The sequence below is a fragment of the Aestuariispira ectoiniformans genome (assembly GCF_025136295.1).
In the GTDB taxonomy this organism is placed as follows: domain Bacteria; phylum Pseudomonadota; class Alphaproteobacteria; order UBA8366; family Aestuariispiraceae; genus Aestuariispira_A; species Aestuariispira_A ectoiniformans.
The window spans coordinates 1,368,482-1,390,000 of record NZ_CP062788.1 but is presented as its reverse complement, the minus strand read 5'-3'; the positions used below and the strand labels follow the sequence as shown (position 1 = coordinate 1,390,000).

General features: G+C 56.8%; 21 protein-coding genes (1 of these 21 running past the window's edge). 9 read left to right on the top strand and 12 right to left on the bottom strand.

Annotated elements, in window-relative coordinates; translation table 11 throughout:
- Positions 1-693, top strand: partial view of a M23 family metallopeptidase gene (locus IF205_RS06735; RefSeq protein WP_259782527.1) — the 3' end only. 747 nt of this gene lie to the left of the window's left edge; the window shows 693 of its 1,440 coding nt (coding positions 748-1,440); its start codon lies off the left edge, out of view; its stop codon occupies positions 691-693.
- A gap of 29 nt (positions 694-722) precedes the next feature.
- Here the strand turns inward: IF205_RS06735 and IF205_RS06730 are convergent, their stop codons facing one another.
- Positions 723-1,145, bottom strand: coding sequence for a group III truncated hemoglobin (locus IF205_RS06730; protein ID WP_259782526.1), 423 nt, complete (start codon positions 1,143-1,145; stop codon positions 723-725).
- A gap of 240 nt (positions 1,146-1,385) precedes the next feature.
- On the opposite strand from IF205_RS06730, the gene IF205_RS06725 reads away from it, so the two are divergent.
- Positions 1,386-3,053, top strand: coding sequence for a sensor histidine kinase (locus IF205_RS06725; protein WP_259782525.1), 1,668 nt, complete (start codon positions 1,386-1,388; stop codon positions 3,051-3,053).
- A 14-nt stretch (positions 3,054-3,067) separates the two neighbouring features.
- Here IF205_RS06725 and IF205_RS06720 read toward each other — a convergent pair whose 3' ends face one another.
- From IF205_RS06720 to IF205_RS06690, 7 genes are all read right to left on the bottom strand, one after another.
- Complete coding sequence (locus IF205_RS06720) at positions 3,068-3,550, bottom strand: MarR family winged helix-turn-helix transcriptional regulator (protein WP_259782524.1); 483 nt, start codon at positions 3,548-3,550, stop codon at positions 3,068-3,070.
- Between the two features lie 11 nt (positions 3,551-3,561).
- Entirely contained in the window at positions 3,562-4,392 is an 831-nt protein-coding gene (locus IF205_RS06715) for a DUF1217 domain-containing protein (RefSeq protein WP_259782523.1), read from the bottom strand.
- Between the two features lie 75 nt (positions 4,393-4,467).
- Entirely contained in the window at positions 4,468-5,601 is a 1,134-nt protein-coding gene (locus IF205_RS06710) for a M14 family metallopeptidase (protein ID WP_259782522.1), read from the bottom strand.
- A 137-nt stretch (positions 5,602-5,738) separates the two neighbouring features.
- Complete coding sequence (locus tag IF205_RS06705) at positions 5,739-6,980, bottom strand: ammonium transporter (protein ID WP_259782521.1); 1,242 nt, start codon at positions 6,978-6,980, stop codon at positions 5,739-5,741.
- 261 nt (positions 6,981-7,241) lie between these two features.
- Positions 7,242-8,459, bottom strand: coding sequence for a hypothetical protein (locus IF205_RS06700; protein WP_259782520.1), 1,218 nt, complete (start codon positions 8,457-8,459; stop codon positions 7,242-7,244).
- A 15-nt stretch (positions 8,460-8,474) separates the two neighbouring features.
- Positions 8,475-9,275 carry an outer membrane lipoprotein-sorting protein gene (locus IF205_RS06695; RefSeq protein ID WP_259782519.1) on the bottom strand — a complete coding sequence of 267 codons (801 nt, stop codon included), beginning with the start codon at positions 9,273-9,275 and terminating at the stop codon, positions 8,475-8,477.
- 13 nt (positions 9,276-9,288) lie between these two features.
- Positions 9,289-11,643 carry an efflux RND transporter permease subunit gene (locus IF205_RS06690; RefSeq protein WP_259782518.1) on the bottom strand — a complete coding sequence of 785 codons (2,355 nt, stop codon included), beginning with the start codon at positions 11,641-11,643 and terminating at the stop codon, positions 9,289-9,291.
- 232 nt (positions 11,644-11,875) lie between these two features.
- On the opposite strand from IF205_RS06690, the gene IF205_RS06685 reads away from it, so the two are divergent.
- From IF205_RS06685 to IF205_RS06675, 3 genes are all read left to right on the top strand, one after another.
- Positions 11,876-12,517 carry a TetR/AcrR family transcriptional regulator gene (locus IF205_RS06685; RefSeq protein ID WP_259782517.1) on the top strand — a complete coding sequence of 214 codons (642 nt, stop codon included), beginning with the start codon at positions 11,876-11,878 and terminating at the stop codon, positions 12,515-12,517.
- A gap of 121 nt (positions 12,518-12,638) precedes the next feature.
- Positions 12,639-13,829: a phosphoglycerate kinase gene (locus IF205_RS06680; protein ID WP_259782516.1), complete on the top strand. Its 1,191-nt coding sequence runs from the start codon at positions 12,639-12,641 to the stop codon at positions 13,827-13,829.
- A 2-nt stretch (positions 13,830-13,831) separates the two neighbouring features.
- Complete coding sequence (locus IF205_RS06675) at positions 13,832-15,070, top strand: PQQ-dependent sugar dehydrogenase (protein ID WP_259782515.1); 1,239 nt, start codon at positions 13,832-13,834, stop codon at positions 15,068-15,070.
- Here the strand turns inward: IF205_RS06675 and IF205_RS06670 are convergent, their stop codons facing one another.
- A complete protein-coding gene (locus tag IF205_RS06670) occupies positions 15,071-16,174 on the bottom strand; it encodes a class I SAM-dependent DNA methyltransferase (RefSeq protein WP_259782514.1) in 1,104 nt (367 codons plus the stop codon).
- A gap of 92 nt (positions 16,175-16,266) precedes the next feature.
- On the opposite strand from IF205_RS06670, the gene IF205_RS06665 reads away from it, so the two are divergent.
- Positions 16,267-16,815 (top strand): NUDIX hydrolase, encoded by a 549-nt coding sequence (locus IF205_RS06665; RefSeq protein ID WP_259782513.1) that lies wholly within the window; start codon positions 16,267-16,269, stop codon positions 16,813-16,815.
- On the opposite strand, the gene IF205_RS06660 is transcribed toward IF205_RS06665, so the two are convergent.
- Complete coding sequence (locus IF205_RS06660; protein WP_259782512.1) at positions 16,809-17,411, bottom strand: septation protein A; 603 nt, start codon at positions 17,409-17,411, stop codon at positions 16,809-16,811. The genes IF205_RS06665 and IF205_RS06660 overlap by 7 nt on opposite strands.
- Before the next feature lie 119 nt (positions 17,412-17,530).
- Between IF205_RS06660 and IF205_RS06655 the strand changes: the two genes are divergently transcribed.
- Positions 17,531-18,682 carry a glycosyltransferase gene (locus IF205_RS06655; protein ID WP_259782511.1) on the top strand — a complete coding sequence of 384 codons (1,152 nt, stop codon included), beginning with the start codon at positions 17,531-17,533 and terminating at the stop codon, positions 18,680-18,682.
- Here the strand turns inward: IF205_RS06655 and IF205_RS06650 are convergent.
- Together IF205_RS06650 and IF205_RS06645 are read right to left on the bottom strand one after the other, a co-directional pair.
- On the bottom strand, positions 18,665-19,516 hold the full coding sequence (locus IF205_RS06650) for an EamA family transporter (protein ID WP_259782510.1): 852 nt from the start codon (positions 19,514-19,516) through the stop codon (positions 18,665-18,667). The two genes, IF205_RS06655 and IF205_RS06650, sit on opposite strands and share 18 nt — an antisense overlap.
- Before the next feature lie 105 nt (positions 19,517-19,621).
- Positions 19,622-20,002: a VOC family protein gene (locus tag IF205_RS06645; RefSeq protein WP_259782509.1), complete on the bottom strand. Its 381-nt coding sequence runs from the start codon at positions 20,000-20,002 to the stop codon at positions 19,622-19,624.
- 111 nt (positions 20,003-20,113) lie between these two features.
- Between IF205_RS06645 and IF205_RS06640 the strand changes: the two genes are divergently transcribed.
- Positions 20,114-20,365, top strand: a complete 252-nt coding sequence (locus IF205_RS06640; protein ID WP_259782508.1) for a hypothetical protein — start codon at positions 20,114-20,116, stop codon at positions 20,363-20,365.
- A gap of 67 nt (positions 20,366-20,432) precedes the next feature.
- Positions 20,433-21,512: a response regulator gene (locus IF205_RS06635; protein WP_259782507.1), complete on the top strand. Its 1,080-nt coding sequence runs from the start codon at positions 20,433-20,435 to the stop codon at positions 21,510-21,512.
- Positions 21,513-21,519: the final 7 nt, after the last annotated feature.

The window sequence follows — 21,519 nt, the reverse complement described above, 5'->3', positions numbered from 1 at the left end:
CGCACTGACGAAGGCGACACCGTCGATCAGGGCGAAGTTCTCATGGCCGAAATGGTCCTGAGCGGCGATACCAAGCGCTATTACCGCTTCAAAGACCAGAACGGCTTTTATGACTATTACAACGCCCAGGGCCAAAGCGCCCGTAAGGCATTGTTGAAAACACCTGTCGACGGCGCACGCATCTCGTCACGCTTCGGCAAGCGCAAACATCCGATCCTGGGTTATACCAAAAAACATACCGGTGTGGATTTTGCAGCCCCCCGTGGCACGCCGATCTATGCCGCTGGTGACGGCATCGTTGATTTTGCAGGCCGCAATGGCGGCTATGGCAACTATGTCCGCATTCGCCACAACGGCACCTATAAAACCGCCTATGCCCATATGAAGGCTTTTGCCAAAGGCATCCGCAAGGGCAAACGGGTACGCCAGCGCCAGATCATCGGCTATGTGGGCACCACCGGCCGGTCCACCGGCCCGCACCTGCATTTTGAAGTGCTTAAAAACAACGCCAAGGTTAATCCGCTAAGCGTCAAGCTGCCGACCGGCAAGAAGCTGACCGGTAAGATGCTGGCCAAATTTGAGAAAGCACGCGCCAATATCGATGCGCAATATGCGGCCCTGCCCGGCAATACCCGCCTGGCCGACGCCTCGCAGGCGAGCCACGAAGAAGAAAAGAAAACCACGGCTCAATAAGCCACCCTGCCATACTGACAGACAGTTTTTTATGCCGGGCGTGCTGACAGCGTGTCCGGCATAAATCTTTCGAACATCATGAAACTCAGGCTCTGGGCAATGGACTTCGCCTTCTTCTGAAAGGCAATCGCCAGGTCGGGCACGAAAACCTCTTCACTGGCCTCGGTCCACAGCGTTAGCCAATGTTCGAAGAAATGCGGCTCCACCTGATCGACAAGTTCCATATGCGCCTTGACCGGGTTTCCCTTGTAGCGCCCTGTCGTCAGCATCACCGAAGACCAGAACCGATACATGGTGGCGAGATGGTCTCCCCAGTCATCCAGGCTTTCGCCAATTGCGTTCCGGAAGACAGGCCCCAGCAGGTCATCCTCGATCACCTTGCCATAGAAATGATCGACCAGACGCTTGATGCTGTGATCGTTGATTTCCGTTTCCAGTCCCATTTCGCTCATGCCTATCTTCCTTCACCGTTTTGAATAACGGTCCTGTCATCTTCCGGAAATAGCCTCTCAGCATTCCACACAAAAGATATATTTAAAATACATCTTTATAAAAGCAGGCAATCTGTCGCAGTGGACAATCACTGCCTTTATTCCAAGCGACGCCGAAATGGAGTAATCTTCAACAAGCAGCCTAATTCAGTACATCCGGAAACAGACGCCCACGACATCGCCAATTTCAACCAAGGTTCCATGGCAAAGCAAGTCGATCCAACCCCATTGATAGAAGCGCTGGAACTGTTGGACCAGGGCATCAGTATCATGGACGCGGATTTCAAGCTCATCTATTGCAACAACCGGGTGGCACGGATGCTGGACCTGCCCGCCCGCATGGTGACACCGGGCTCCTCTCTGGAGACAATTTTCCACTACAACGCGGAACGCGGTGAATATGGCCCCGGCTCACCGGAAGACATCGTGAAGGCACGCATGGCCATGCTACGGCGCCATGAAGCACACAAATTTGAACGCACGCGACCGGACGGCACCATCATCGAAATAACCGGAAAGCCGTTGGAAGACGGTGGCTTCATCACGATCTATTCTGACGTCACCGCGTTGAAGCAGGCAGAAAGCAGTTTACGTGAAGCCAAGGAAAACCTTGAGGAACGTGTCAAAGAACGCACGGCCAAGCTGCGGGAGAACAAGCGGGAACTGGCTCACCAGAAGGCCCTGCTTGAGGCAACGCTGGAACATGTATCCCAAGGCATTTCAGTCTTCGACAAGGATCTGAGGCTGGTTCTTTACAATGACCATTTCCTCAAAATGCTGGGCTTCCCTACCCGCTTTGGCAAAATCGGAAAATCCATGCGGGATTTCTTTGAATACAACGCCAGACGGGGGGACTATGGCGAAGGCGACATAGACAAGATGGTGGAGGAGCGTATGGAGCTTGCCCGCCACCCAGAACCCCACAGTTTCACACGCAACCTGGGTAACGACAGGACAATAGAAGTCTGCGGCAACCCGATGCCGCAGTTGACCGGTGGCTTCGTCACCACCTATTCCGACGTCACCGCCATGGTCCGCGCCCAGGAAGAAGCCGAAGAGGCGCTGAGACAATTGCGGGAAACTCAGCAATCCCTGGTACAGGCGGAAAAGATGGCAGCCCTGGGTCAACTGGTCGCCGGTGTCGCCCATGAAATCAACACCCCGCTGGGTGTCGGCCTGACCTCCATGACCCATTTCCAGCACAAGCTTGCGCAACTGGACCATGCCTTCAAAGCGGGCCAGCTCAAGCGATCCCAGATGGCAAATTTCATTACAGCCGCCCATGAGGCAACGGAGTTGGCCGTTTCCAACTTGAAGAGAGCGGCTGGGCTAGTGGATGGCTTCAAGAAGATCGCCGTAGACCAGACCACAGAGAAAAGGCGCATCTTCAACGTCCACGACTATACCCGCGATGTGGTTTCAAGCCTCCAGGCCAAGATTAAATATGAAGGAGCCACAGTGACGCTCACCTGCCCGGAGACATTGGAACTGGACTCCTATCCCGGTGCCTATTCCCAGGTGATATCAAACATCGTCCTGAATGCAGTCGAACATGCCTTTAACAATCACCAGCCCAAAACCATCGCCCTGACTGTAAAGGCGACAGACGATATTCTGCAGGTGACGGTCCATGATAACGGCCGGGGCATTCCAAAGGATGACCTGCCCAAAATCTTCGATCCGTTTTTTACCACGGGACGCGGGCGGGGGCGCAGCGGCCTTGGTCTGAATCATGTTTACAACATTCTCCAGACCCGATTGAGGGGGAATATCACCTGCACCAGCGAACCGGGCCAAGGCACCAGCTTTACAATCACCCTGCCCCGGCAGGTGCCGGAGGAGGATGCATTGCAGGCCATCGCCGAATAGGCACCGATTTATGGTTACTCGTCGGCCAGAAGGTCTTCGGCCTTTATGGTCAGCTTGTCCAGGCAAGTCAGGAACAGGGACAGCTCCTCCGGTGTGAGCGCCTCGGCCAGGACTTCCCCGCCGGTTTTCATCTCCGGAATAATGCGGTCGCAAAGGGCCGCGCCCTTGTTCGTCAGTTCCAGGATTTTCGACCGCCGGTCCGTCTTGTCACTGACGCGGGTAACTACACCCAGTGTCACAAGCCGGTTAACCGCCCGGGTCACCGTTGCCTTGTCCATCCCGGTCAGACGCGCAATCTCACGCGCGTTCACATGACCGACGATACCGATCATGCCCAACACGCGCCATTCACGCCCGGTAATGCCGGACTGGCGGATATAAACCTCTGTTGTGACTTGCCGGATCAGGTTGGTCAGTCGGCCTAGCCGGTAGGGCAGATGTGTCTCGAGTTCCAGAAGGTGGTGATCTTTGCCCGTTTCTTTTTCTTCAGCCGGCATGGCCCTCCCCTTTACGCCAAGGTATTAAATAATGCTCCCGTCCCCGATGGCTGTAGAATAGTCGCCAAACTCGGTTTGCCAACCGGTTGCTGACGATCAATCGTATTCAGGTAGTTTACCGACAGCTCCTTAATGTAATCCGGATCCTGCATTTTGGTGAAATCCAGTTTCTCTGCCAGCACCGCCGCCTGTTTTGCAATTGGCTGGGATTTGTAGCTGTCGGGCAGGTCCAACGCCCCGAATACAACGTCCCTTATCCTGGAATTGGACAAGACGTCCATGGGCGTTTCAAGACCAGCAGCATTGCGTTCGAAATAGAAGGCATTCGCGGCTGCCGGGTTCACATCCGCCGCCTTCGCCTCAAATTCAACAGAGACCACGGTGTCCTGGATGGCATTCTGGAATGTTTCGTCCTGAAGCAGACCCAGGCCGTTGTCCACCCGCTGCAAGTCTTCCGCAAGGGCAATCATGCCTTTGTCGCGGCTGCGGGCCGCCAGGGAGGTTGGATCATCCGGATTGGTGGAGACAATCTGGGCAAACCGTTCCGAGTTGTTGGACAGGATGTCTATTTCATAGACCTGGGACAACATGCGGTGAACGGTCGGGTCGGAAAGTGCTTCTTCCAGGGTCGTGGCGTTGCCTACGGCGCGTTTGAAGGCCGCCATATCCCGTTCCACCTTGCCTGCCGTGGCAATCGCGCTTTGTTTCTCGTCCTTTTGGGTTGCCAGCGAGTCATGGGCCAGCTTGGCAGAAATTGCCGGTTTGTTGTTCAACGAATTGAACAGGGGGGACTGATTTTGCCCACCGAGCAAAACGGCCAGGGACGGCATTGTCACATTCATGGCTTGCAACCTCCACTTTCACATCATTCCTTCAGGATGAGAAGCAACGGTCATGCCATCCCCGGCCGATGAGCCTTAGCCCTTGATATCGGGAAGAATCCCCCAGATCGCATCCAGGCAGGACGCACCCAGTTTCTGAGACCGTTCCGGCGACCAGCCCTGGAAATAATCCGGCGTGTCGACCGTATCCTTGAACGGCATTTCCAGGGTCATTGTCAGGGCCTGGAAAGTGTTCTGAATATGTGTGGAGGCGTAGGTCAGATTGGCCTCGCCCGCTGCTTTCGGCGGATAGCCATGTTCAGACTGGAAGTCCGGGCTGACACGGCGCAGGTTGGCCTCGAACGCCTCGCGCAGATCAATCAGGCGCTGCGGGCAGTCGGGGATCGCATCCGCGCCTGCGATGAAGTTGTAGGGCAGGCCTTCGTCACCATGGACATCCAGACAAAAGTCCAACCCGATCTCACGCATCTTCTTTTCGACCCAGTAGACTTCCGGGCTGCGTTCCAGGCTGGGTGTTGCCCATTCCCGATTCAGGTTGGCGCCCGCCGCATTGGTGCGCAGGTGACCGCGGCGGCTGCCATCCGGGTTCATGTTGGGGACCACATAAAAGACCGCCCGCTGCAGCAACTCACGGGAGACCGGATCATGATCGTCCAGAAGACGCGTCAGGAAACCTTCCATCCACCATTCGGCCATGGTTTCGCCCGGATGCTGACGGGCAATCGCCCAAAGTTTCAGCCGGTCGTCTGCATAGTCATCGCCGACCACCAGAAGGTCCATGTCCTCACCATCCAAAGTCTCGCCCACGACTTCATGGCGCACCCGCGGGTGCAACTGGCATTTGGCGATCAGGTCGTGATGGCGTTCGCGGGTGTAGGGCGCGAAATAGGCGAACCAGACCGTATCCAGTTGCGGGGTGTGGCGGATAGTCATTTCCTCGCCGTCGAAATCCGTATCAACGCGGAACCAGGTTTCACGGTCATAGGAGGCACAGGCGCGGTAACCTTCCCAACCAGACGGATAGGCGGACTTGTCCAGGTCTTCGATAATGATGGTGCAATCCTGGTCCTTTGCGCCGTTCAGGCGAAAATGGAACCACTGCATGAATTCGTCCCCGGCATCATAGGGAATACGCAGGCGGATATGGGCCGGATCGTCGGCGTTGATCACTTCGATATTGCCGGAATCGAAATTGCTGCTGATTTTCATTGGGCTGATCCCTCGTCGCGGAATTTGTTATATGTCTGCGCGCACCATAGGCAATTTCCCCCGGAACCAAAAGAGGGCAGCCCGAAAAGAAAAGGGACGCCGAAGCGCCCCCAGTTCAACCGAAGCATAGGTTGACTTTACCGCCCCCCGAATTCCGCCTCCGGGTTGGCGCTGATCTTGTGGATGGACAGGTCCGCCCCGTTGAATTCATCCTCTTCTGACAGACGGATACCGATGGTGACTTTCAGCAGGCCGTAGACCACAAGCCCGCCGATAAAAGCGACCGCGACCAGAATGAGGCTGCCAACCAATTGCGGCAGGAAGGCAACACCGCCCAAACCGCCCAGGCTCTGCAGGCCGAAAATTCCGGCGGCGACACCGCCCCACAGCCCGCATAGTCCGTGCAACGGCCAGACGCCCAGCACATCATCGATACGCCATTTGTTCTGGCAAAGGTTAAACAGATAGACGAAAAGCCCACCGGCCACGCCGCCGACCACGAGACTGCCCAGAGGATGCATCACATCCGACCCGGCGCAGACCGCAACCAGTCCGGCCAGGGCACCGTTGTGGACAAAGCCCGGGTCGTTGCGCCCGACAACAAGCGCGACCAGAATACCGCCGACCATGGCCATCAGGGAGTTCATGGCGACCAGCCCGGAAATGCCATTCAGGCTTTGCGCGCTCATCACGTTGAAGCCGAACCAGCCGACACAGAGAATCCACGAGCCCAACGCCAGAAAGGGAATGTTGGAAGGGGGGATACCAATCACCGCACCACTCTTGCGATAGCGCCCCCGGCGCGCACCCAGCATCAGGACGGCCGCCAGGGCAATCCAGCCGCCGACCGCATGGACAACGATGGAACCGGCGAAATCGTGGAAACCACCGGCAAAGCCCGTCACGGTTTCGATCAGCCCCTGAAAGCCATACCGGCCGCCCCAGGCCATCCCTTCGACAAAGGGATAGACAAAGGCAACCAATGTCGCGGTCGCAATAAGCTGCGGCCAGAATTTGGCGCGTTCCGCGATGCCACCGGAAATGATCGCGGGAATGGCTGCCGCAAAGGTCAGCAGAAAGAAGAATTTCACCAGATCATAACCGCTGCCGGTGAAGCTGTAGCCTTCCACCGCACGCGCGCCGGTCAGGACATCCGCCCCGACAAAGAAGTCGATACCATAGGCAATGCTGTAGCCGATGAAAAAATAGGCAAGGGTGGAAATGGCAAAATCCACCAGGATTTTGACCAGGGCATTCACCTGGTTCTTATGACGAACGGTGCCAACCTCAAGGAAGGCGAAACCGGAATGCATGAAGAAAACAAGAATGGCGCCCATAAGGACGAAGAACACGTCGGCGCCTTGCACGACTGCTTCCATGAACGTTACCCCGCATAGCTTTTTTAAGGCTGCCCGTTTACCGGACTTAATTTGCAGAGGTTTCTATCAAAGGACATGCCAAGAATAGTTAATGTTTAATTTCAAATACTTAAAACAACATACATTACCAGCCAGCACATAATCGCACAAATTATGTGCATTCATAGAATGCGGGCGTCTAAATTTTAATCACCTGGAAGATGCGAGGGAAGGTGCGCCACCTCCCCCACACTCGTTCTCACCCCCGTGACCGGGCCTGAACTAGAAATAACGGGACAGCCTGACCTGCAGATAGTCATCATGGCTGTAGGCGTCGACCGGGTCCTCCTCGGATGTGAAGGCAAAGGCGCGCGCCTCCATCTCAATCGTCCAGAAGTCACTCAATCTGGTATCCGCCTCCACGGAAAAGAAGGTTGAACCGGTCTCGTGATCGACGGAGAACCCCGCCAGGAAATCCGTATCGTCAACATCGTTCAATGTCAGGCGCGAACCGACAAAGATATCATTGTCCTGAATGGTCACCGGGGCCTTATCGTTACGGCCATCATACTGATATTCCATCAATAACCCCAGATCCGCCCCGCTGTCGGTCACGCCATAGAGGGTGTATTCGAAGCCTCCCACGGCCGCGACAAACCGGTCGCCCTGGCCGGAACGGGTCATCGCCTCCAGCTTCCACAGCCAATCGCCCAACGTGGCCTGCAGGTCCACGCCCGTCTGGTCGATCAGATCATAATGCGGCGCCAACACCGTTGACCCGTCGCTTTTGGTGACAACGGAGAAAGTGGGCTCACGCCCGGTGCCGTGGAAATGGGAAATGCCGATATCGAAATCATCGATCACCGTGGAATATCGGATGGCGAAATCCGGATGCCATTCCTCCGCCCCGGAATCATAGGTGGCAAGATCCGTATCCACCGGGATTGCCCCGCGCAGCCGTCCGTCCCGTCCGGGGAAAGTCCGTTCCCGGAAATAGGGCATGACATAGAAATTCAAATAACCCCAATCCTGCTGCAGCCCTAGATTGACCATGGGCTGGCCCAGTTTATCTTCACCATCCAGGTCTTCCACCAGATCGGTCTGGTTGATGATATCGACCAGATGGCGGGATTCCGCCACGCCCCAGAAAACCTTGTCTGCCCCGATTTTGAGGTCCCAGTCATTGCCATAATGCAGCCAATTGGCCTCACGGATATCGAAATGCGTACGCTCATCGTCCGTGCCGTCCAGTCGCGCATAGGGAATGAAGGTCAGGCGATCATCGCCGTCATTCAATTCATAACGGATTTCAGGCTGAATGATCAGCGACGGATTCAAATGTGCATTGCTCTGCCCGTCATGGGCTGCGCGATCCGGAAAAACCTGCAACTCACCGGCGACGAAACCGGAAAACTCAACCTCCTGCGCCGTTGCCCCTGTCGCAGCAGCGGCGAGCATAACGCCCGCTGCAACCGCATCCGTCATACGGTATTTTCTCATTGCAAGGATGGCCTATTACCGCAGACGCTTCAGGGTATTCTTACGAAAATCGCCGTCATCCAACCCCTTCTTGAACTCGAAATTGTCATAGACAAGCGTCGTTTTCTTGCCCGTCTGGTGGTTGACCATTTTCAACTCATGGGCACGCCAGTATTTGTCCAGATACTGGTGGAATTTAGTGAATTCCAGGGTTTTCAGCAGATCGCCCTTACGGTCGTAATAGTTGATCTTCTGCTGACGATATTCCGCCTTGTCGTACCAGACCTCCTGACGGGTATAGCCGGAGTTCTCGTAAAGCGGCGTCTGTTCCAGCACGAAACATTCCTGATCGCCGCAAGGCTCGTCCCGCAGGTATTTATAGTCGTATTTCTTCAACTCCTGGGCGGAGATATCCTCGAACGCGAATTCACTGCCGACAAAGGGCCCTGATTTATTGGTGGAGGAAATACGCTTCACCCGCTTCAGCGCAGGCAGATACAGCCACTGGTCATCCGGGTCCAGAATATGGGCATAGCTGAGCAATGCCGTACCCTCCACATCCCGCGGCTTTTCAAAGAAGACCAGGGATTTATCTCCGTCGTCCGAGTTGGGCACCTCCAGGGTTTTGATCCACATGGCGCGTTTGCTGGTTTCACCATGGCGGTTTTCCAGGATCATTTTCAATTCGGCCACGCTATCGCCAAAACCCTGATCGCGGCGGTCCCATTCTTCGGCGATGGACAGCCCCTTGGCTTTCGGGTCTTCGCTGGCGCCTGCCGCCCCCACTGCTGTGAGGGTCGACAAGGCAAGAACGGTGGATAGAAACAGTTTTTTCATGGCAGTGTCCTTTCTATTCCGCGGGCACCGGCTCGCTCGCGCCGCGCACGACACGGCGGCGATCAAGGGCCAGCAACAACGGAGGCAACAGGAAGAAATCGACGAAGATGGCAGCGGTGATCGCAATCGCCGTCAGCAGCCCCATCTCCGCATTGATCTTGAAGCTGGAGAAGGCCAGCACCGCAAAACCGGCAACAAGGATCGCCGTCGTCACCCAAAGGGCGGTCCCGACAGTGGAGAAGCTGTAACGAACAGCCGCTTCCGCATCGTAGCCCTTCTCCCGGCGCGCACGATTGTATTTGCTCAGGATATGGACAGTTGCATCGACAATCAGACCAAGGCTGGTCGCCGTGATCACAGAGGCCGCAAGCCCCATCTCACCGACGAATATTCCCCAGATTCCGAAGGCGATGCCTGCCGGCACCAGATTGGGAATGATACTGATCAGGCTGAGCCGGAGACTCCGCAGGGCAAACATCAGCGACGCCGAAATCAGCAGGAAGGCGAGAACCGTACCGGTCAGCATGGACTTGATGTTACGCTCGGAGATATAGGCGAACATCACGGTCGTGCCTGTGGCACTGGCATGCATATAGGGCGGCGTGTTCTGCACCAGCCATTCTTCCGCCCGCGCCTTCAACTCGCGCTGCTTGGTCGTGCCGATTGAATCAATCGTCGCGGTCAGGCGGGTTGCGGATTTGTCCACATTGATCTGACTGTTCAGGTCCAGACCGTAAGGCAGGGACATTTCATAGAGCAGCAGATACTGGGCTGCCAGTTGCCGGTCATTGGGCAGGCGGTACCAGTCCTCTTTATCCGCATGCATGGACTTGCTCAGACGTTTCATCACATCGGTGAAGCTGTTCACATGCATGACCCCCGGCTGCTGGCGCAGCCAGTTGGCGAAGTTTTCCAGATGGTTCAGATAGGCAGGGTCCGCAATGCCACCGGCATTTGCCGCGCCAATGGAAAATTCAATCTGATAGGGGCCGGTCAGGTTATCGGCGACAAATTCGGTATCGCCCCGGATCGGCACGCTATAGTCAAAATATTCCACAAAGCGGTCATCCAGATTGATCGTCGGTACAAAGGCCAGAAGAACAACGATAACCAGACCCAGCTGCCAGATCAGCGCCTTGCGGCGATTGACAACAAAGTCAGCCATGCGGTCCATGAAGACCAGCTTGTCTTCGTCGACCTTTTTCACCCGCACCGGCAGGATCGCCATCAGGGCGGGCAGGAAGGTCATGGCGTAGACCCATGCCGCGGCAACGCCAATGGCGGACAGGTTCCCGAGATCGGCAAAAGGCGGCGAGTCCGAGAAATTCAGGCTCATGAAACCAATCACGGTCGTCAGGCTGGTGAGGAAAACCGGCTCGGTATTCAGGCGCAGACTTTCGATCAGGGCCTCATGCTTGCCAAGTCCCTTGCGCATCTGCTGGAACATGGAGACCAGGATATGGACGCAGTCCGCAATCGCGATAGTCAGGATGATGGTCGGCGCCATGGCAGACGGCGGTGTCAGTTGCACACCCAGCCAGCCACCGCTGCCCATGGCGAAGACTGCCGACATGCCAACGACCAGCACCGTTGCAATCGTGCCGGAAACCGACCGCAGGAATATCCCCATGGCAACGATCAGTGCCAGATACATGATCGGGATCAGGGTTTCCATATCCTGCATGGAGGCCCGCGGAAAAGAAGCGCTGAGCGGGGCGATGCCCGAGATCACCACATCCAGGTTCGGGTAGTCCGCCTTGATCCGGTCCAGCAGTTTTTCCGCGTGACTGACAGAGTCCAGCACCTCATCCGGGTCTTTCCCCGGCAATTGCAGGGTGACCAGAACACCGGCCGTCATGCCGTCTTTTGCCACAAGCCGGTTGACGAGCGACGGCTCCTCAAGTGCGACCTTGCGATCTTTCATCAAGGTTTTCCGGTCGAGAGAGCCTGGATTCTTCACCAGGTCGGCCACCACCAGATCATCCTCGGTCGCTTCGGTATGCTGGAAGTTGGTCGGTGAATCCACGCGAATGGAATAGGGAATTTTCCAGGATTCCTCGGTCAGTTCCTTCACCGCCGCCAGCGTATCATTGGTGAAGACCCCCAGGTTCGCCGGGGCTTCCTTGGGCTTGACCGCAAAGAGAATTGTATCGGTTTTGGTGTAGATATCCTGAAATTTGTCAAATGCGGTCAGCTCCGGGTTCCGGTCGCTGAAGAAAACCCGATAGTCGTTGGTAAAGCTTAGTTTCGAAGCCCCCGCTGCGGCGGCAACAGTTGCCAGCAAGGTTGCCAGCAACACCCACCACCGCCAGTGCACCACCCACTGGGCGTAGCGGACGGCAAGGCCCTGCCCTTTTGTTTCAGACATTGTCTTAACCCCTTTTTGGAAGACCCCCGCCTCCGGCAGCAATCTCCCCCTGAACGAAAGCCGAACGGATTATTCATCCGTCCCGAACAGTTTTCTTTCCACCCGAAATAGGCTAATAAGGGGGTGCGAATATGAAGTCCCTTATAAAGTAAACTGCACGGTGTAGTTTACTTTAGGATATTTTTGTGTATCGTCAAGGTTAGACGTGTAACTTTTTTCAGGAATGTTGTTGTTGACGGAAGCACTCGCCGAAAAAACGGAAGAAAAGAAACTGACCCGTAGCGACCTGAAACGCCTCGCCATTGTTTCCGCAGCAGCCGACGCTTTTGCAGAAAATGGTTACGAGGCGACCAGCATGGATGACATCGCCAGTCGCGCGAACGTCTCCAAGAGAACCGTCTACAATCATTTTGAGAATAAAGGCGCGCTTTTCGGCGCAATTATCACGATGCAATGCGGTGCCTCCCTGCAGAAGGTGAAGGCGCGGATTTCGGAAAATGCCTCGATCAGGGATACCTTGATCGAATTCGGTGTCACCTTCCTGTCCATGATCTACGAAGAACGCTCGGTGAAATTCTTCCGCAGCGTCGTGGCCGAGGCCTGCCGTTTTCCCGAACTGGGCGAAGTTTTCTTCCAGACCGGTGTCTGCCCTGCCGAAAATCCTTTGCAAGATGCCATAAGGACCGCTGTTGCCCGCGGAGAGATTGACACCGACGACCCTGAATTTGCCGCCACCATGCTTTTTGCCATGCTGAAGGGAAATACCCATTTCAGCCTGCTGCTCGGTGTTCGCTCCGAGGTTCCCCAGGATGAAATCGAGGCCATCGTCATCAAAGTGGTCGACGTCTGGTTGAAAGCCTTCCAACAGGATTAGCCCTCCCCTATCCGACGGCATCGCCCTACCCGGAATGGTATAGCCAAACGGCGTTGCATCGGGTATTTCCCCATATAGATTTTCGTAAGTTTTTCGACCGTCAAAATGAAATGAGGACGCGATGTTCAAGACCCTGGATGATATTGACGTCACCGGCAAACGCGTATTGCTGCGCGGCGATTTGAATGTTCCGATGGTGGATGACGCCATCAGCGATACAACACGGATCGACCGCCTTGTACCGACCATCCGGGAACTGACTGGCAAGGGTGCAAAAGTCATCCTGCTGTCCCATTTCGGACGCCCGAAAGGCCAGGTCGTGCCGGAAATGTCCCTCGCGCCGGTCGCACCGGCAGTTGAAAAGGCACTGGGCATGCCGGTTGCCTTCGCTGCAGATTGTGTTGGCGAACAGGCCCAGACCGCCGTTGCCTCGATGCAGGATGGCCAGGTCCTGTTGCTCGAAAACCTGCGTTTCCACGCAGGCGAGGAAAAGAACGATCCGGCATTTGCCGCCAAACTCGCCAAGCTGGGCGATATCTTCGTGAATGACGCCTTTTCCGCGGCCCACCGCGCCCATGCCTCCACCCATGGCATTGCCACCCTGCTGCCCGCCATTGCCGGACGTAACATGCAGGCGGAGCTGGAAGCCCTGGAAGCAGCCCTCGGCAATCCGCAGAAACCTGTGGCGGCCATCGTGGGCGGCGCAAAGGTTTCCACCAAGCTGGCAGTACTGAGCCATCTGGTTGAGAAAGTCGACCTGCTGGTAATTGGTGGCGGCATGGCCAATACCTTCCTGCACGCCCTGGGCACCGACATCGGCGCCAGCCTGTGCGAGAAGGACCTTGCCGACACCGCACGTGAAATCATGGGCAAGGCCGATGCCGCAGGTTGTGAAATCGTCCTGCCATCGGACGCCGTGGTCGCCTGGGAATTCAAGGCCGGTGCGGAAAATGAAGTTCGCCCGATTGCCGCCGTCCCCAGTGATGCTATGATCCTGGATGTCGGACCGGACAGTGCCGAAGCCCTGGCCCAGCGCCTGGCGTCCTGCAAGACCCTGCTGTGGAACGGTCCGCTGGGTGCATTTGAGATCGAGCCCTTTGATGCCGGGACCGTGAAAGTGGCACAGGCCGCCGCCGGTCTGACGGAAAAGGGTTCCCTGGTTTCCATCGCCGGTGGCGGGGATACGGTCTCTGCCCTGGCGCATGCCAAGGTAAGTGACAAATTCACCTATATTTCCACTGCCGGCGGGGCCTTCCTGGAATGGATGGAAGGCAAGGAACTTCCGGGAGTTGCGGTCCTGAATCAGGAGTAAACATGACAAAAGCCGGGTTTATCGGTCTCGCCTTCGTAACCGCCCTCGCGGCGGCAGCAACAGCGCGAGCCGATCAGCCCGGCACTGTTTACCACATAAGGCCGGACAATCTGCCAAAGCCTTATGCGACGTCATCGGCAGTCAATCCTTCCACCCGGACCTATCGTCCCGAAGGAATTCCACTGAAGGTGACATCAGGTTTCCAGGTCAATCTGTTTGCCGAGGACCTAACCCACCCCCGAAACATCCTCGCCGCTTCCGACGGCACGGTTTTCCTGGCCGAATCAAAAGCCGACAAGATCACAATTCTGAAAGACCGGGATGGCGACGGACACACGGACTACAGCGGCTCCTATGTCACCGGGGCCAATCGGCCGCATGGCCTTGCCCTTCACGCAGGCTATCTCTATTTCGCAGACCTCGATGGCATCTGGCGGATTGCATGGCAACCTGGCAGCATGAAGCCCTCGACGGCTCCAAAGATGATCTCACAGGAAGACGCACTGGGTGGCACTGGCGGGCACTGGACCCGCAATATCGCTTTCAGTCCTGACGGCAACTGGCTCTACGCCTCTATCGGCAGCCGCAGTAATATCGGAGAGGAACCGATCCCGCGCGCCAGCATCCAACGTTTCAAGGTCCATCCCGACGGCAGAGTAAGTAGCCGCCAGACTTTCGCCTACGGCCTGCGCAACCCGGTCGGCATTGCCTTCAAACCCGGCACGAACGACCTTTATACAGTGGTCAACGAAAGGGACGGCATGGGCGACGGCCTCGTACCGGACTATTTCACCCATGTGCAGGACGGTGGATTTTACGGTTGGCCCTATGCCTATATCGGTTCCCACCCGATGCCGGGCTACAGCGACAAACGCCCGGACCTGGTGAAAGAAGCCATTATTCCAGACGTATTGTTCGAGGCGCATTCCGCCTCGCTGGGTTTCACGTTCCTCGATAAGGCGGACGTGCCGGAGGATTGGAAGGACGATGCACTGGTTGCCCTCCACGGTTCGTGGAATGCGGCCAGGGCAACGGGTTACAAAGTCGTGCGGGTGCCTTTCGAGGATGGAAAACCGACTGGCGAATATATCGACTTCCTCACCGGCTTTCGCCTGAACCCCGGCAAGCCCGGTCAGGCCGCCGTCTGGGGCAGACCGGTCGCCCTGACAGTCATGCCGGACGGCAGCATTCTGGTATCCGACGATGCGGGCGGCACCATCTGGCGGATCAGTCGGAAATAGTCACCGTTTACGCGCCAACACGACCAGCCCGTGGACATCCTCGCCATATTCACTGCGCAGGACTTCATGAGCCTTCGTCAGGATATCGAAACCGGCCTGCTCCACCATCTGCAGGACATAGGTCTCCCCATGGGAATAGCGGCCACTGGGGTGCAGTTTGTAGGTCTCGTCCCAATCACTGGCACGCTCCAGAGAAAAGGCAAAATGCCCGCCCGCCCTCAGCGCATCTTTCGTCGCCTTGAACGCCTGGTCCAGGGCTCCGAAATAGCAAAGCACGTCCGCTGCGATAACCAGATCATAGTCATCGGCGTGATCGTGCAGATATTCCACCAGCTCGCGCTCTTCCAGATGGTCGTAGAGCCCGCGTTCCTCCGCCTTGTCCAGCATCTTCGGTGACAGGTCCACCCCATCCATGCGACGCGCCCAGGGTTTCAACAGCGGTCCGCACAACCCTGTGCCGCAACCGGCATCGAGAATATCCACCTTTCCATCGACACCGTCCTCACCGATCAGATCGACCAGCAATTGCGGCGCACGGTAGCCAAGGTCCGCCAGCTTCTGATCGAAATCGGCGGCAAAGGTGTCAAACACATCCGCCACATAGGCCTCAACGGCTTTGTCCGGCGCGGGCAGCCCGCCCACCGCCGCGCCCATATGGGCCGCATCGGGATTGTCGGGAAAGGCCTGCGCCCATTCACGGGCAATCGCCGCCGCCTCGACCTCATGGCCCCCATGGAAATAATCATAGAGTGCACGGCCCAGATTGGAATGGGCGACATCGTCGGCAGGGTTCAGCTCGATCGCCTTGCGCAGGCATTCCACCGCCTTGACCGCCTCTTCCAGCTCGTAATAGGCCAAACCCAGATTGCTGTATTCCTCGAAACGCTCCGGATCCAGATCCCGGCATTTCTGCAGGCAGTCAGCGGCGATTTCATATTCGTCCTGCTGAATACCGACCTCGCCGCGCCATTCCAGCGCATCATAGTTATTCGGGTCCCGCGCCAGCACGGCTTCCCAATCGGCTTTTGCCTTTTCCAGCCGCCCCACACGATAATTGTCCATCGCGCGTTCCAATAGCTCATCCGGGGAAAGTGTCTCGGTCATCCTGGCCCTGCTGCCTCGGTTGGAGTTATGGATATCGACCCATACAGGTTTCACTCTTGCGAATGACGCCCCGGATCACCAGAATACAACACATGAGTAGTCCCAATGATCAGATCGATGGCGGCCCGCGCATCCGGCAGGTACCGGAAGGCGATAACATGGAACGCCTTGTATGCCCCGATTGCGGCTTTATCAACTATGAAAACCCGCTGATCGTGGTTGGTTCCGTAGTCCAGCATGACGGAAAATTTCTACTTTGCAAACGGGCAATCAACCCACGCGTGGGGTATTGGACTATCCCTGCCGGATACATGGAACTCAACGAAACACCTGCGCAGGGTGCAAGCCGCGAGGCGGAAGAAGAAGCCAACGCGCAGATCGCCATCGACAGTCTGCTGGCGGTCTATACCATCCCGCGGATCAGTCAGGTGCAGATGATCTATCGCGCGACACTGGCCCGGCCGGATTTCTCCGCAGGCCCGGAAAGCGAAGAGGTCGCCTTGTTCGATTGGGATGAAATCCCCTGGGACGATATTGCCTTCCCCTCGGTGCACTGGGCGCTGAACCATTTCAGGGATGCACAGGGCCTGGAGAATTATGCGCCCTTCACCAACCCGGAAGGGGCGTTGGGCAATTACTGATCGTCGTCCTGCTTGTCTTCCTTTTCCTTGGCTTCCATTGCCCGGTTGAGGAAGGGCATCTGGCTGATGATAAACACGAAGGTCAGCCCCATCAGCCCGAAGACCTTGAAGGTAACCCAGATATCCGTGCTCTGCGTCCGCCAGACGATTTCATTCAGAACGGCGCTTGCCAGGAAAAAGAAGATGAAACGCACGGTCAACGTACGCCAGGCGGCTTCGGAGATATCAATGGAGCCTGAGAAAATTCGCTGCAGCCAGACCCGCTTCAGCAAAAGCCCCACACCCAGTATCACCGCGAAGGCCACCTGAACGATGGTCGGCTTCATCTTGATGAAGGTTTCATCCTGCAGATAGATGGTCAGCCCGCCGAAGATCGCGACTACGATTGCCGTAACCAGCGGCATCATCGGCACGCGGCGCGCCACGATCAGGGACAATACAATTGCAATCCCGGTTGCAATCACAATCGCCTTGGTCGCGGCGATCAGGTCCAGTTGCCAATAGGCAATCAGGAAAGCTGCCAAGGGGCCGTAGTCAGCAACCGGTTTCAACCATTTGGGTTCCGGTTTCCGTGTGCTCGCATTGGCATTGGACATGCAGGCCGCCCTTCTCAACATCTTTCAAACTGTCCCATGGTATAGGGACTTCTGCTGGCGGGTGCAACAAATCACCATTATAGTGAGGCCCACCTGCAGCCAGGGGAGCACCCAAGCCTATGATCGGCATCGGTTTTCTATGCCACGCGCAGCACGACAATGTGAATATGATGGCCCGCGAAATGGCCGCGGGCTTTCAGGCAAACGGCGTCGATTTCCGCCTTGTCGATACGCGTGAGGCCGATGCTGGCAAACAACTGCTGGACCTCTTGCAACTGCCGGAGACATCCTTTTTGTGCACTTTCAACAACATCGGTCTGCCAGCGGAGGCCAACAGCCCGTTGGTCAAGTTGTTGAACCTGCGCGAATTGCCCGTCTTCTCCTGGTATCTGGACCACCCGATCATCAATGCGCCCGACTACGCCATTCCACTGGCCCGGCATATCCTCGGCCAGACATCGCCGGAGCATCTCACCTTTCTGGGGCAATACCCCGTTCACCACGGCAAGCCCCTGGTCCTGACCCCGCACGCCGTCGCCGATGGACCGGCCTTCCATTGGGAGGACAAGGATATCCCGGTCATGATGGTGGGCACCGTCGGTGGCTCCCCACAAGAGGAACGGGATAGCTGGGCACCGAAATACGGACAGGAAATCGCCGATCACCTCAATGCCGCCATCGAGGTCTACGACAGCCTGGAAAAGCCGCAACTGGCCGACTGCATTCACACCGCCCTCGGCCTTGCACCGGACCAGCGCCTCGAATGGTCGATCATGCGATCCTATTGCATCCTTTTGGACCGCTTCCTGCGGGACCGCACCAAATATCTGCAGGCACAGCTTGCCGTTGATTGCGGCGGTATTGCCGTCGGCCCCGGCTGGGCGGATGTGGTGAAAAACGCCCGACCCGATCAGGTCCCGGGCGGGCAGACGGCAGACAAGGTGGCCGACTATATCCGCCGCTCAAAAGCGGTGTTTGCCGGACCGCCAGCCTATTACAGTTCCCACGAGCGCGTTTTTTACGCAGCCTCCCATTCCGCCCTGCCGGTCGTCTTCCGCAACAAAATAGTCTCTGACTGGCTCGATGACGGTTTCATCCTCTTTGACGACCGCCAGCAGAATCTTACCGGGCAGATGGAAGAAGTCCTTGCCGATGACCGCGCCCTGCAGGAAAAGGCCGAAACGGCATTTGACGCCTGCAACGCCCGGCACACCTACCGGCAGCGGACCGCAGGCATCCTGCGTGAAATGAAGTTAGCTGCAGCCGTTTAGGATCACGACACCAAGCGCAACCAGCGACGCCGCCACATAGCGACCCTTGCCGAAACGTTCCTTCAGCACAACGGCCCCGATGATTGTCGCCAGGATCGTCGAGGTCTCACGCAGGGCGGACACGGAGGCCATCGCCCCGAGACTGAGCGCAAAGATCACAAGACCATAGGCCAGTTCTGTTGCCACACCGCCCGCCAGGACAAGATGCCAATTCTGCCGGACATAGCCCAGAAACCGTTGCTTGCGCCAGACGGCAACCCAGATCAGGAAGGGGATCCCCTCCAGGGCAAACAGCCACAGGATATAGGACAGCGGGTCTCCCGACCGGCGCACGCCCATGCCATCCACCACGGTATAGGTGGCAATCATCACACCTGTCGCCAGGGCAAACAGCACAGGCTTTTTCTGGTCACCGCGCGGCAGCCCCTTCTCGAAGGCCAGTATCATGATTCCGAAAGACGTGATGGCGACAGCCACCAGGCCAAGGGGCGACAGGCTTTCGCCTGCGAAGAAGTATCCACCAATGGCGACCAGCAAAGGCGCACTGCCCCGTGCCACGGGATAAACCTGGCTAAGGTCTCCCAGGCGATAGGAATTCATCAGGAACAGATAATAGGCGTAATGGATCATGGTCGAGGCCGCGAGGAACAACCATGAATCCGGATGCGGTACGGGCAGGAAGAAGGCCCCGGCAGCACTCATCAGCGATCCACAGAGCGAGATGCCAATAAACATTGACGTCCGGTCGGTCGCCCCTTTGACCATTGCATTCCAACCGGCATGCAGAAAGGCCGCCCCGAGTACCAGGAACACTGCGATTGTGTCCAACGCCACTGCCCAATCTCCCAAATTTCTGAAGGAAATGAAGGCTAGCAGAGATTTCGAATGCTGGGAAAAGACATATCCTCATACAGGCATGAGGAAATCATCATGCCCTGTTCATGCATCGAGAATCTGCATCAGTTCTATCCGGTTCCCGGCAGGGTCCCGCAAGAACAGTCGGACACAGCCCGGAATGGGCTGATGGTCAGGCTGCCAGGGCACCCCCTTTGCATCCAGGTGATCCTGCCAATGGTTCAGGTCATCAACGCGATAGCAGATATGGCGTTTGCTCTGTGCGGCATCAGCCACATCCCCCTTCTCGATCGAGACATGAAGCTGCTGATCGCCCACCTGAAACCAGCCACCGCCATTTCCGGCCAACGCATCCGGTTTGGCGACAGGCACCAGCCCCATAACCTGCTGGTAGAAATAAAGGACGTCATCTATCCGGGAGGATGTGGTGGTTACCTGAATATGGTCGACTGCCTGTATCTTCATTATGACGCCTTTTAACTAAATCAGCTTGACCGCCTTACTTCGCGCCCCGCAATATACCCGGAAGATAACACTATCTTACCGTAAGTATTCAATTATTCGAATTGCTGAGCAATGAGCGACAACAGCGTTTTCAACTCTGGCCCACAGCGCCCCGGCATCAACAGTCCGGCCACCACGCCGCGCCCCCAAAGCAGCCCGGCGCGCAGTGAGGCCCAGACATTCGGTCGATCCAAAGCCCCCCAGCGCAACCCGCTGGACCTGGATACCGCCTTCAATCGCCTGGACAAGCTGTTGACCCGTGATGGCGACACGCCGCGAAGCGATGCCCCTGCACGTGGTTATTATTTGAATATATTGGCATAACGGGCTACGTAATCGAATTTGATATACTATAAACAGGCCAAATGGATTTGAGTGAGTAGAACAGTAGATGGCGCGTCTTGATTTCAGCAGACTATCAGTCCTGGTTGTCGAGGACAGCCAGTTCATGCGCAGCCTGATTATTGGTATTCTGCGCGCGTTGGGCGTCGAACGGGTCATGACTGCGGAGAACGGCGAAGAAGCCATCGCCATCCTGTCTCCCGCCACCAAGAAAACTCAGTCCATGGTCGGCATGAGCGGTGTCGACGTCATTATATCCGATATGTTCATGCCGGTTGTCGACGGCAACATGCTTTTACGCTGGGTCCGCCTGTCCGCGAAATCGCCGGACCGTTTCCTGCCCTTCATCATGTGTTCTGCCGCCGCCGACCGCGACGTTATCATCAAGGCCCGCGATGCCGGTGTCGATGAATTCCTGGCCAAACCCTTCTCCGCCAATGCCATGGCACAGCGCCTGGTCGCGGTTGTTGAACATGGCCGTCCCTATATCTATTGCCCGACCTACTTCGGCCCGGACCGCCGGCGACGCACCGTACCTGTGCGCAATGATCGGCGCGTGATGAGCAAAGATGAGATTGAAACCGTCTATTCCGGCAAGGAACTGGCCGCGCTGAAGAACAGCAAGAAAAAGGTATGGGAAATCCGCCTGCCGAAGACCTTGCGTGCGAAACTGTCCACGGGTGCCAGCGGCGACAACAATGAACCCGCATTTGATCCTGCCCTGCTGGACGCGGCGGAAGCCAAGGTCGCGGACATGGAAACCGACTATGCGGACTGGGTTGCGGAATCCATCGAGAAACTTGTTCAGGCGCATCACCGCGCCATCGAGGAAATGGACGATGCCTCCTCCCATCTGGAGGTGATCAACAAGGTCGCGCTTGACCTGCGCGGTCAGGGTGGGATTTTCGGCTACCCGCTGATGACCCAGTTCGGCAAGTCGCTTTATGAATGCACCGAGGAAGACACCAAGGTCACGCCGCAACTACTGGACCTCATCAACAGCCATATCGACCTGATCAAGGTGGTGATGAACCAGAAGATCAAAGGCGATGGCGGCAAGATGGGCCAGGAACTTCTGCAAAGCCTCTTTGAGGCAAAGCAGAAGCATGGCGGCAAGAAGAAGAGCTAAGCCCCCG